This window comes from Thioalkalivibrio halophilus (genome assembly GCF_001995255.1).
Classification (GTDB): Bacteria; Pseudomonadota; Gammaproteobacteria; order Ectothiorhodospirales; family Ectothiorhodospiraceae; genus Thioalkalivibrio; species Thioalkalivibrio halophilus.
Genome location: NZ_MUZR01000039.1, coordinates 1 through 11484, shown reverse-complemented (window position 1 = coordinate 11484; position 11484 = coordinate 1). Strand labels below are relative to the sequence as shown.

Below are 11484 nucleotides of genomic sequence, written 5' to 3'. Positions count from 1 at the left end.
GATCACGGCGCCGTGATCGGCCAGGGGGCTGGCCTCCTGCGGGGGGGGGTGTGGATGGGTGCCCGTTCGGTAGGAGGCCGGCCCTCCGGCCGATGGGGTCCGGCGCCGTGATCGGCCAGAGGCTGGCCTCCTACTGGATGATGAAGTTGGAGAAGTACAGGGCGTCGATCAGCGGGGCGCCGGTAAGCTCTTCCATGATCTCGCGCAGCTCCTCCACCGCTTCGTCGCGCAGCGCCTCGCGGCCGTCACTGCGGCGTACCTCAGCAGGGCCGCGTCCGCCCATGACGTGGATCAGCCGGTCGCGGACCGCGGGCATGTGGTCGCGCACCCGGTCCGCGTCTTCCTGCGAGGCGGTCTCCAGCTGGATGTTCGTCTGCAGGTAACGGGCCGCGCCGGGGTCCTCGAGGTTGACCACCAGGCTGTCCAGGGTTACGTAGCGCGAATCGCCGTCTTCCGCGGTGGCCGGGCCGGTCGCGAGCGCCAGCAATACGAGCAGCATCAGGGCCGGGAGTCCGGTGCGGGGGACGGGGTGTTTCATGGATCGGGGCATTATGTCGGTCTCGGTTCGGGGATGGATGTCGCGACCGCCGCCGCGCGGCGATGGGGCTGCTGGCGGAAGTAACCCGCCATTTCCTCGTAGACCGCGGGCAGGTCCCGCCGCAGGCGGTCGGGCTCGAAGAAGAAGGCCTCGGCGGCCACCGCGAGGAATTCCTCGGGCGCGGTGGCGGCATAGGGATCCAGCGGCAGATCCTCCTCGGACACGCCCGGGGCGTCGACCCGGGCGTTGAACCATTCCCAGGCCTCGCTGAAGGCGGCGGTCCAGGCGGCCGGGTCGCGGTCGCGCGGCAGCGGCGGGAAGCCGTTCACGTCGCCGTTGCCGCCGTCCAGGATATGCGTCACCTCGTGCACCACCACCGCGCCGTGCTCGAGGACGTCATTCCACGACAGGATCACCGGTCCCCGCTCCCAGGCCTCGCCGGCCTGGGGCATTGCCCCTCGGTGCACGATGCCGTCCTCGTCCACCCATTCGTGATCGGGCACGAAGGTGTCGGGGTAGATGAGCACGGTGTGCCAGTCACGATAGGGCTCGAGACCCAGTTCCAGCACCGGCAGGGCGGCGTAGGCGGCGATCACGTGGCACTGCCAGGGTTCGGGCTCGTGGTCGATGCCGACGAACTCCTTGCTGCCCAGCAGGCCCTCGATGCGCTCGCGCAGGCGCGTGGCCTCCTCTTCGGTGAGGGTGCGGCTGAACGGGACCCGCCGGCGCAGGTCGGTCCATTCGGTGTCTGCCAGGGTCACGCGCCGCCCGTCGCCCGCCCGGGGCGGGCGGCCCAGGCTGCGCAGCCAGTCTCCCAGGCGTCGGGGCAGGGGCAGGTTCACGATGGATGCGGATCCGAAGGGATGAATGACCAAACTGCCAGAACCCGCGGGCGCTGCAAAGCGCACCCCGGGAAGTGCACGGGAAAACGCGGGTGGCTGCCCGGTGTTACCCCAGGGCTTGGCAGAGGTCGTCGATCAGGTCCTGCGGGTCTTCCAGGCCGACCGACAGGCGCACCATCGAGCCGGTGATCCCGCGGCGTTCGCGTTCCTCCGGCGACACGCCGTGATGGGTGGTGGTGACCGGCTGGGTCACCAGGCTCTCGGTGCCGCCCAGACTGGGCGCGATGGCGAACAGGCGCAGGCGGTCGACCACCGCGCTGGTACCGTCAGTGTCGGCATCCAGCTCCAGGGTCAGCATGCCGCCGAAGCCGTGCATCTGCTCGCACGCGAGCGCATGGCCGGGATCCTCCGGCAGGCCCGGGTAGCGCACGCGCGCGACCTTCGGATGGCCCTGCATCGCCTCGGCGATGGCCCGTGCCGAGGCGTTCTGGTGGCGGACCCGCACCACCAGCGTGTGCAGGCTGCGGGCCAGCTGCGCGCAGGTCTCCGGGGAGGGCGTGGAGCCCAGGTTCTTGCGCCAGCCAGCCACGGTCCCGATGTTCTCCGTCGAGCCCATCAGGGCCCCGGCGGTCAGGTCGGAATGCCCGCCAAGGTACTTGGTGGCGCTGTGGCTGACCAGGTCCGCCCCCAGTGCCAGCGGGTTCTGGTTCACCGGTGAGGCAAAGGTGTTGTCGACCGCGAGCAGCGCGCCATGGGCGTGCGCCCGCTCGGCGATTTTGCCGATCGGAAACACCTCCAGCGCCGGATTGGTCGGGGTCTCCAGGAACACCAGTCCGGCACCCTGTTCCAGGCAGGCGTCCAGACGGTCGAGCTCGTCGCCCAGCAGGAACTGCGTGCGGATCCCGAGTTGCGGCAGCTGCTCCGAGAGCAGTTCCATGGTCCCGCCGTAGGCATCGCCGATGCAGACGACCCCCTCGCGGCCCAGGGCCAGGAACAGCGCGGTCTCCGCCGCCATGCCCGAGCTGAATACCAGCGCGGCCTCGGCCCCCTCGAGACTGGCGAGCTTGGACTCCACGCTGCGGATAGTCGGATTCATGCCGTAGCGGGTGTACAGGCTCCCGCTGGAGCGTCCTTCGACCACGTCGAGGATTGCCGCGGTGGAGCGGTACTTGAAGGTGGTCGTCGGGTAGATCGGCGTCAGCGCGCTGCCATGGGCATCGCCGATCTCGCCGGCGTGGACGCAGCGGGTGGACAGGCGGCGGTCGTCGGATTCGGCCATCGACAGGCTCCCGGTCGCGAGGGGTGTGGTTCGGCTCAGGCACGCCTGGCCGCGCCGGGGCATTCTAACCGTCGGTCAGGCGTGGCGCAGGGTGCCGTCGAAATAGCGCTGCAGGAAGGTATCGAAGTCCAGGGTGTCGGCGGCCTCGATCTCGGCCTGTTCGGCCAGGCTCTGGCGCGCCAGAGCCTCCAGCATGTCGGCGCGCGGCAGCGGCCCGTTGGAGCGGAACGCCTCGCGGTGCTGGGCCGACAGGCGCCGGGCGTGCACGTGGAACCCCTCCTCGCGCGCCATCATGTCTTCCAGCATGCGCGCCGACGGGGTCAGGTCGGCCTGCTCGACCTTGCCCCACTGCTCGCTGAGAGCGCGGCGGTAGGGGTCGCCCGGGCGGTCCTGGTCGAGCACGGCGGCCACCGGGCGCATCAGCGCCAGCAGTTCGCGTGCCCAGCCCGCCAGCGCGGTATCGCCCTGCGGACGCTGGAGTTCCAGTCCGGGGCGCCGGCCATAGTGCGCCACCTGCAGCAGATTGGCGTCGATCGCGTCCAGCTCGCCCGGGCCGAACGCGGGGCTGGGCTGCAGCAGGCAGGCCAGCGCAAAGGTCTCGAGAAAGCGCAGCTGGGTCTCGTCCACGCCGAGCGGGTGCTGCGCGTTGATGTCCACCGAGCGCAGTTCCACGTACTCGATCCCGCGCGCCTCCAGCGCGTCGGTGGGCTTTTCGAAGCGCTCCAGCGGCTGTTTGGGCCGCACGGTGGAGTAGTATTCGTTCTCGATCTGCAGGATGTTGGCGTTCAGCTGGCGGTATTCGCCGTCGACCTTGACCCCCAGCGCCTCCCATTCGGGGCTGGGGGTGTTGATCGCGCAGCGCAGCGAATCGACGTACCCGGCCAGCGTGTTGTAGTCCGCCTTGATGCCGGTGTCCGCCTCCTTGCGGTTGGTGTAGCCGATGTCGCCCATGCGCAGGCTGGTGGCATGCGGCAGGTAGCTGGTGTCGTCGTCGAAGTCCTCCAGCGTGGTGCCATGGCCTTCGAGAAACGAGTTGCACACGGCCGGCGAGGCACCGAACAGGTACGGCACCATCCAGCCAAAGCGCAGCAGGTTGCGGATCATGCCCATCATGCGCGCGTCGCGGAACTCGCGGGTGTCGGTCTCGCCCAGCACCTCGGCCAGCGCCGGCCAGAACTCCTCGCGCGGGGAGTAGTTGAAATGCACCCCGGCGATCACCTGCATCTTGCGCCCGTAGCGATGGCCCAGCCCCAGGCGATAAACCGTCTTCATGCGCCCGGCATTGGAGGGTCCGTAGTCGGCCACCGGGATCGCCGAGTCGTCGGCGGTCACGCAGGGCATGGAGGTGGACCACAGGATCTCGTCGCCCACGCTGGCGGCCGCGAACGCCTGCAGGTCGTGGAGGAAGCCGAGGGTCTCGCGGACATCCTCGAACGGCGGGGTCACGAACTCCAGCAGCGCCTCGGAATAGTCCGTGGTGATGTAGGGGTGGGTCAGAGCCGACCCCAGCGCCGGCGGATGCGGCGTCTGCGCCGGGCCGCCCTCCGGACTCACGCGCAGGGTTTCCTTTTCCAGGCCGATGCGGCCGTGCAGGCTGCCGGCGGGCAGTATTTCCGCCAGTCGCCCCACCAGGGCCTGCAGATTGCGTTCGTCGCTTCCCACGTGCGGACCGCCTTGCTGGATCGAACTTGGTGGATGAAGACGCGGAAAATACCGGATTGTTCCTCGCCGGTCACCGGACGACCGGTGGCGGTTCTCTTCGTGCCGCCCGGCCGGTATATTAGAAACGGCTGATGTTAGCATGGAGACCCGCATGAGCAAGCCACCCCCCGAAACCGACCCGCGCGACCTGAGCGACCGCGTCATCGACTTCCTGCGCGCGCCGGCCACCCTGCTGTTCCTGGCCGGACTGGTCATTGGCGGTCTGGGCGTCCACTGGCTCTCGGACCCCGAGGTACCGGAAGGGATGCTGCTGGTCACGGTGCACAACGACACCGACGAGATGATCGAAGCCATCCATTTCAGCTTCAGTCACGACCAGAGCCTGAGCGAGTTGCGCGAAGGGCGCATCCGGCCCGGCGAGCGCCGCGACGTGGCACTCAACCACCCGCCGGCAGCCGGTTTCAACATGGAAGTGCGCTACGCCGATGGCGAGACCCAGTCCTTCTGCGCCAACCGGGGCGTCGAGGGCCGGCGCCAGGCAGTGCGACTCTACCGCTGAGGACCCCCGCGTTCCGGCACCATGGGGCGTCCAGGGACCGGCTAACGCCGTTGATGGACAGCCATCACCCGGCTGTCCTAAAGTCAGGAAGCTCAGGGGAGTAGTCACCCCGTCCTTCGGCGACGGGGGCCTGCGTCAACATCATTGGCCCGCACGGGCCGTGGCGCAGGCAGCCGCATCCGGCCCGACGAGACCTGTGGCATGGATCTCCGGCCCGCCGTAACGGCGGCGGGCGTGCTCATGGCCGGGCGGCGGAGGTCGATGCCACCGGTCATCGCCCGCCCGGCCCGGATCGCCCGTCATGGAGCTGTTCCTTCTTTCCGTGTTGACCGTGGCCGTGGCCGAGATCGGCGACCGGTCGATGTTCCTGGCCGCCTTGTTCGGGCTGCGCTGTCACCGCCTGTGGCCGGTGTTCTGGGGCATGACCGCCGGGCTGTTCGCCAACCAGCTGGTGTCGGCCGTGGCCGGGGTTTGGCTGTTCTCGGTGATCGACACCGAGTGGCACCTGTGGCTGGTCGCGATCGCGTTCCTGGCGATGGCGGTATGGGTGCTGATCCCGGAGGACGACGGGGACGGGGTGCCGGAGAACCCCTGCGCCCGCAGCCTGTTCTTCACCGCCGCGACCACCTTCTTCCTGTTCGAGATGGCGGACAAGACCCAGCTGGCGGTGGTCGCGCTGGCCGGGGCCTCCGGCAGCCTGGTGCCGGTGGTGCTGGGCGCGACCCTGGGGATCCTGCTGATCACCGTGCCCGGGCTGCTGCTGGGGCGGCGCTTTGCCGAGCGCATGCCCGTGCACACGCTGCGCTGGTTCGCCGCGGCGCTGTTCCTGCTGATCGGTCTGTGGAGCCTGCTGGAGGCGCTGGGATGGATGCCCGATCTCGGCCTGCCGGACTTCTCCGGCGCCCTGCTGGAGGCCGCCGGCCGGAGCGCCGAGTGATTCCGGCGAGGAGGGCCGCTACCGTTCGCTTTTGTCGTCGGGTTTTCGCGAAAATCCGCGATTTTCATTCGATTGCCTCGATGGGATCATCATCCGGGTGAACCTTCCGGAGGAATGGCCATGAGTCTGCTGATCAACGGCGAGCTGCGCGAAGGCTGGCTGGAGGAGGAATCCGACGAGAACGGCGATTTCGTGCGCCAGGATCAGCAGTACCGCAACTACGTGACCGCCGACGGCAGCCCCGGCCCGCTGGGCGAGGGCGGTTTCACCGCGGCTTCCGGGCGCTATCACCTGTACGTGTCGTATGCCTGTCCGTGGGCCCATCGCGCGCTTATCCTGCGCAGGCTGAAGGGCCTGGAGCCGCACATCGGGCTGTCGGTGGTGCACCACTACATGGGCGATGCCGGCTGGTCATTCGATGACTGCGACGGCTGCACCGGGGACCGGGTGCACGGCTCGCGTTACATGCACGAGCTCTACACCCGCACCGATCCGCACTACACCGGCATCGTCACCGTTCCGGTGCTGTTCGATACCGAACGCGACCGCATTGCCAACAACGAGTCGCTGGATCTGGTGCGCATGTTCAACAGCGCCTTCGATCACATCACCGGTAACACCCTGGATTTTTACCCGGAAGATCTGCGCGAGGAGATCCATGCGGTCAACGAGCGGGTGTACGAGAACGTGAACAACGGGGTCTATCGCTGCGGCTTCGCGACCACGCAGAAGGCCTATGATGCCGCCTTCGACCGCTTGTTCGAGACCCTCGACTGGCTGGAGCAGCGCCTCGCGCGCCAGCCGTTCCTGGCCGGCGAACGCCTGACCGAGGCGGACTGGCGACTGTTCACCACGCTGCTGCGTTTCGATCCGGTGTACTACAGCCACTTCAAGTGCAACCGCCAGCGGCTGACGGATTTCCCGAACCTGTCCGCCTATCTGCGCATGCTCTACCAGCGCCCGGGCGTGGCCGAGACCGTGCGCATGGACCACATCAAGGCGCACTATTACGGTTCGCACCCGATGCTGAATCCGTCGGGCATCGTGCCGAAGGGGCCGGTCATCGATCTCGACGCCGCGCACGGGCGGCCGCTGGGCGCCCTGCCGCAGGCCTTGCGGAACCCGGGCGAATGAACCGGGTCGGTTTGTCATGTACAAGCACCCGCCCGCCGGGCGGCCCCGTCCGGCGGGTGGCGTGATGAAAGGAGTCCATTGGTGAAGGCAAGCGGGATCATCGGCGGCATCCTCGTCCTTGCCCTGGCGGCGGGCGGGGCGTGGTGGCTGCAGCAGCAGGACGATGCCGGGGCCGCGCGCGCGACCCTGCCGGCCTCCGGCGAGCGTGACGAACGCACGCCGGTGCGCGTCAGCGAGGTGGCGCCGCGCGAGTTCGAGACCGTGATCGAGGCGCTGGGCACGGTCGCCGCGCGGGAGTCGGTCACGCTGCGTGCGCCGGTGACCGCCCGGGTGGAATCACTGGAGTTCGAGGACGGCGAGCGCGTCGACGCGGGTGATGTCCTGGTGCGACTGCGCGCGGACGAGGAACGGGCGCGCCGTGACGAGGCCCGGGTGCGGGTGGAAGACGCCCGCCGCGAGCTGGCACGGGTGCGTGACCGGGTACAGGACGGCATCGTGACCCGCCAGGAGGTCGACCAGCAGGCCTCGCGCCTGGCCGAGGCCCGGGCGGCCCTGGCCGCAGCCACCGCGCAGGTGGAGGACCGCACCATCCGGGCGCCCTTCACCGGCACCCTCGGCCTGCGCGAGGTGAGCCCCGGGGCCATGGTCTCGCCGGACACGGCCCTCGTGGAGCTGGACGACATCCGCACCGTGCGCCTCGATTTCCCGGTGCCGGAGCGCTTTGCCGCTTCCATCGAGCTGGGCATGCCGATCACCGGGCACAGTGCGGCCGGCGACTTCGCGGCCGACGTGACCGCGGTGAGCAATCGCATCGACGCGGGCACGCGCACCCTGAACGTGCGCGCGGTGGCCGACAACCCGGACGAACGCCTGCGCCCGGGCATGCTCGCCACGGTGCGCCTGGCGCTGGATCCGCAACGGGCGCCGGCGGTGCCCGAGGGCGCTGTGGTGCAGACCGCCGACCAGCACTTCGTCTTCCGCCTGCAGGAGGACGACACGGTCAGCCGCGACCGGATCCGCGTCGGTCGGCGGTCCCCCGGCTGGGTGGAGGTGCTGGACGGCGTCGAACCCGGCGACACCGTGGTCTCCGAGGGCGTCTCGCGGGTGCGTGACGGCACGACCGTGCGCGTACTGGAGTCCGGAGACGACGGATGATCCTCTCGGATGTCGCCAATCGCCGGCCGGTACTGGCGATCGTCTTCAACCTGTTGCTGGTGACCTTCGGCCTGATCGCCTGGGATCAGCTGCCGCTGCGCGAATACCCCGACGTCGACCCGCCGGTGGTCACGGTGGATACCAACTATCCCGGCGGCAGCGCGGAGATCATCGAACGCGAGGTGACCCAGCGCCTGGAGGACCGTATCGCCGGGGTGGAGGGCATCCGCTACATGCAGTCCTCCAGCGACGACGGGCGCTCGCGCATCACGGTCGAGTTCGGTCTGGACCGCGATATCGACGCCGCCGCCAACGACGTGCGCGAGGCGGTCAGCCGGGCGCAGCGCAATCTGCCGGACGAGGTCGAGCCGCCACGCATCACCAAGGCCGACTCCGACTCCTCGCCCATCCTCTGGCTCAACCTCTCCAGCGACCGCATGAGCGCGCTGGAGCTGGCGGACTACGCCGACCGCAATCTGGTCGATCGACTGTCGGTGGTGGACGGCGTGGCTCTGGTGCGGCTGGGCGGGGCGCGCAGCTACGCGATGCGCATCTGGATCGACCGCGAGGCGCTGGCAGCGCGCGACCTGACCGTGCTGGAGATCCAGGATGCGCTGGAGCGGGAGAACGTCGAGCTGCCGGCCGGACGGCTGGATTCCGACGAGCGCGAGTTCCGTGTGCGCATCGACCGCAGCTACCGCACGCCCGGAGACTTCGAGAACCTGGTCCTGCGCCGCGGCGAGGACGGTCAGCTGGTACGCCTGGGCGACGTGGCCTCGGTCAACATCGGTGCGGATACCGAGCGCACCGAGTTCCGCGGCAATGGCGAGGACATGATCGGGCTGGGGATCATCCGCCAGTCCAATGCCAACGTGCTGGAGGTCGCCAGTGCGGTGAAGGCACTGGCGGCCGATCTGGAAGGCAGCCTGCCGGAAGGGACCTCGCTGGTTCCGACCTACGATGAATCGGTGTTCATCGAAGGGGCGTTGCAGGAGGTCTACGTGACCCTGGGGGTGGCGACGCTGGCGGTGGTCGCGGTGATCTACCTGTTCCTGGGCAGCTGGCGCGCCACGCTGATCCCGGCGGTGACCGTCCCGGTGGCTCTGACCGCGGCCTTCATCGGCATCAACCTGTTCGGCTTCTCGGTGAACCTGCTGACCCTGCTCGCCCTGGTGCTGGCGGTGGGGCTGGTGGTGGACGACGCCATCGTGATGCTGGAGAACATCCATCGGCGCATCGAGCGCGGTGAGCCGGGCCTGCTGGCCGCCTGGCGCGGGGCACGTCAGGTCGGTTTCGCGATCGTCGCCACCACCTCGGTGCTGGTGGCGGTGTTCGTGCCGCTGGCCTTCCTCGATGGCATGGTCGGGCGGTTGTTCTCCGAGTTCGCGATCGCGATGGCGATCGCCGTGGTGTTCTCCAGCATCGTGGCGCTGACCCTGGCGCCGGTGCTCTCCGGGCGCCTGATGCACAAGGGCGACGACGAGACCGGCGCGGCGCGCATGGTGGGCCGGGTATTTGGCGCTATCGAGGCCGGCTACGGGAAGCTGCTCTCCGGCGGGCTGCGCGTGTCCTGGCTGGTGGTCCCGCTGCTGGGCGGGGTGCTGGTCGGGGCCTGGTACCTGTTCGACAGCCTCCCCGAAGAATTCGCGCCGGAGGAAGATCGCGGCGCGTTCTTCGTGATGGTGGACGGGCCCGAGGGAGCGAGCTTCGACTACATGAGCCGGCAAATGGCCGAGGTGGAAGAGCGTCTGCAGCCGCTGATGAGCGAGGAAGGCGGGCCGATCCGGCGCGCGCTGGTGCGTACCCCGCGCGGGTTCGGCGGGGTGGAGACGGTCAACGACGGCTTCGTCATCGCGATCCTCGAGCACTGGGAGGACCGCGAACCTTCCGGGCGCGAGGTGATGAACTGGATCGAGGACAGCATCGGCGAGATGCCGGGCGTGCAGGCGCGCGCGGTGATGCGCCAGGGACTCAGCACTGGCGCGCCCGGGCCACCGGTGCAGTTCGTGATCTCCGGGCCCGACTTCGAGACCCTGGAAGAATGGGGCAACGCGGTGCTGGACGAGGTGCGTGACGTGGACGGCCTGCGCAACCTGCGTCTGGACTACGAGCCGACCCAGCCGCAGCTGAGCGTGTCGGTGGACCGCGACCGCGCCGGGGACCTGGGCATCTCCATGCGCGACATCGGCCGCACGCTGGACATCCTGCTGGGTGGCCGGGCGGTGACCCGCTGGCAGGACCGCGGTGAGGAATACGACGTGATTCTGGAGGGGCTGACCGATCAGCGGCGCACCACCGAGGCCATCGACAACATCCATCTGCGTGCCGAGTCCGGCGAGCTGGTGCCGCTGTCCAGCGTGGTGCGCTACGAGGAGCGTGCCGGGCCGGCGTCGCTGTCGCGCTACAACCGCGGCCGGGCAGTGACCCTGCAGGGCGGCGTGGGCGGCGAGCTGACGCTGGGCGAGGCGCTGGAGGTCCTGGATGCGGCGGCCGAACGGGTGCTGCCGGAGGAGGCCCGCATCGACTACAAGGGCCAGTCGCTGGATCTGCGCGAGGGCTCGGAGGCGATCCTGTTCGTGTTCGCGCTGGCGCTGCTGGTGGTGTTCCTGGTGCTCGCCGCGCAGTTCGAGAGTTTCGTGCACCCGTTCGTGATCATGCTGACCGTGCCCCTGGCCGTGGTGGGGGCCTTGCTGGGTCTGAGCCTGACCGGGCAGACGCTGAACATCTACAGCCAGATCGGGATCGTGATGCTGATCGGGCTGGCGGCGAAGAACGGCATCCTGATCGTGGAGTTCGCCAACCAGCTGCGCGACCGTGGCCGCGAGTTCCGCGATGCCGTCATCGAGGCCGGACGCCTGCGTCTGCGCCCGGTGCTGATGACCGCCCTGACCACCGTGGCCGGCTCCATCCCGCTGATCCTGGCCTCCGGCCCGGGCGAGGAGACCCGTTTCGTGATCGGGGTGGCGGTGTTCTCCGGCGTGCTGTTCGCGACCGTGTTCACCCTGTTCGTGATCCCGGCCACCTACTACCTGATCGCCCGCGGCACGACCTCCCCACTGGCCACCACACGGCGGCTGGAGTCACTGGACGAGGAGGTCCGGGACGTCGACGGCGAAACCCGCCCGTAGGAGGCCGGCCCCCCGGCCGATGGCAGCGGTAGGCCGGCCCCGGCCGTCGAGGCACCGGACGGGCCTGATCGGCGAGGGGGCTCGCCTCCTACAAGGGGGGTGTCGATGGGTGCCCGGTTGGTAGGAGGCCAGCCCCCTGGCCGATGTCGGCGGTGGGCTGGCCCCCGGTCGTCGGGGCACCGGTTGGGGCTGATCGGCGAGGGGGCTCGCCTCCTACAGGGGTGTCGATGGGTGCCCGTTCGGTAGGAGG

Annotated in this window: 9 protein-coding genes and 1 riboswitch; of the genes, 5 read left to right on the top strand and 4 right to left on the bottom strand. The window is 69.3% G+C overall.

Features of this window, described 5'->3' with window-relative positions:
• Window positions 1-130 precede the first annotated feature (130 nt).
• The 4 genes from B1A74_RS09630 to gshA all read right to left on the bottom strand — a co-directional run bounded on the left by B1A74_RS09630 (window position 131) and on the right by gshA (window position 4321).
• Window positions 131-499 carry a flagellar basal body-associated FliL family protein gene (locus B1A74_RS09630; protein WP_425274677.1) on the bottom strand — a complete coding sequence of 123 codons (369 nt, stop codon included), beginning with the start codon at window positions 497-499 and terminating at the stop codon, window positions 131-133.
• 50 nt (window positions 500-549) lie between these two features.
• Complete coding sequence (locus tag B1A74_RS09625; RefSeq protein ID WP_077244504.1) at window positions 550-1380, bottom strand: M90 family metallopeptidase; 831 nt, start codon at window positions 1378-1380, stop codon at window positions 550-552.
• Between the two features lie 106 nt (window positions 1381-1486).
• Complete coding sequence (locus tag B1A74_RS09620; RefSeq protein ID WP_077244503.1) at window positions 1487-2659, bottom strand: trans-sulfuration enzyme family protein; 1173 nt, start codon at window positions 2657-2659, stop codon at window positions 1487-1489.
• Between the two features lie 75 nt (window positions 2660-2734).
• Complete coding sequence (gene gshA, locus B1A74_RS09615; RefSeq protein ID WP_024329255.1) at window positions 2735-4321, bottom strand: glutamate--cysteine ligase; 1587 nt, start codon at window positions 4319-4321, stop codon at window positions 2735-2737.
• A gap of 151 nt (window positions 4322-4472) precedes the next feature.
• On the opposite strand from gshA, the gene B1A74_RS09610 reads away from it, so the two are divergent.
• The 5 genes from B1A74_RS09610 (at window position 4473) to B1A74_RS09590 (ending at window position 11234) form a co-directional block, all read left to right on the top strand.
• On the top strand, window positions 4473-4880 hold the full coding sequence (locus tag B1A74_RS09610) for a hypothetical protein (protein ID WP_024329256.1): 408 nt from the start codon (window positions 4473-4475) through the stop codon (window positions 4878-4880).
• A gap of 83 nt (window positions 4881-4963) precedes the next feature.
• Window positions 4964-5096: riboswitch (yybP-ykoY riboswitch) on the top strand.
• A gap of 85 nt (window positions 5097-5181) precedes the next feature.
• Entirely contained in the window at window positions 5182-5817 is a 636-nt protein-coding gene (locus B1A74_RS09605) for a TMEM165/GDT1 family protein (protein ID WP_024329257.1), read from the top strand.
• A 120-nt stretch (window positions 5818-5937) separates the two neighbouring features.
• Window positions 5938-6951, top strand: coding sequence for a glutathione S-transferase family protein (locus B1A74_RS09600; RefSeq protein WP_077244502.1), 1014 nt, complete (start codon window positions 5938-5940; stop codon window positions 6949-6951).
• A gap of 81 nt (window positions 6952-7032) precedes the next feature.
• Window positions 7033-8106 (top strand): efflux RND transporter periplasmic adaptor subunit, encoded by a 1074-nt coding sequence (locus B1A74_RS09595; protein ID WP_077244501.1) that lies wholly within the window; start codon window positions 7033-7035, stop codon window positions 8104-8106.
• A complete protein-coding gene (locus B1A74_RS09590; protein ID WP_077244500.1) occupies window positions 8103-11234 on the top strand; it encodes an efflux RND transporter permease subunit in 3132 nt (1043 codons plus the stop codon). The genes B1A74_RS09595 and B1A74_RS09590 overlap by 4 nt, the downstream gene beginning before the upstream one ends.
• The last annotated feature ends 250 nt before the right edge of the window (window positions 11235-11484 follow it).

Coding starts and splice junctions, on each gene's coding strand:
- B1A74_RS09605 (WP_024329257.1), top strand. CDS start 5,182: ATGGAGCTGTTCCTTCTTTCCGTGTTGACCGTGGCCGTGGCCGAGATC.
- B1A74_RS09630 (WP_425274677.1), bottom strand. CDS start 499: ATGCTGCTCGTATTGCTGGCGCTCGCGACCGGCCCGGCCACCGCGGAA.
- B1A74_RS09620 (WP_077244503.1), bottom strand. CDS start 2,659: ATGGCCGAATCCGACGACCGCCGCCTGTCCACCCGCTGCGTCCACGCC.
- B1A74_RS09600 (WP_077244502.1), top strand. CDS start 5,938: ATGAGTCTGCTGATCAACGGCGAGCTGCGCGAAGGCTGGCTGGAGGAG.
- B1A74_RS09590 (WP_077244500.1), top strand. CDS start 8,103: ATGATCCTCTCGGATGTCGCCAATCGCCGGCCGGTACTGGCGATCGTC.
- B1A74_RS09610 (WP_024329256.1), top strand. CDS start 4,473: ATGAGCAAGCCACCCCCCGAAACCGACCCGCGCGACCTGAGCGACCGC.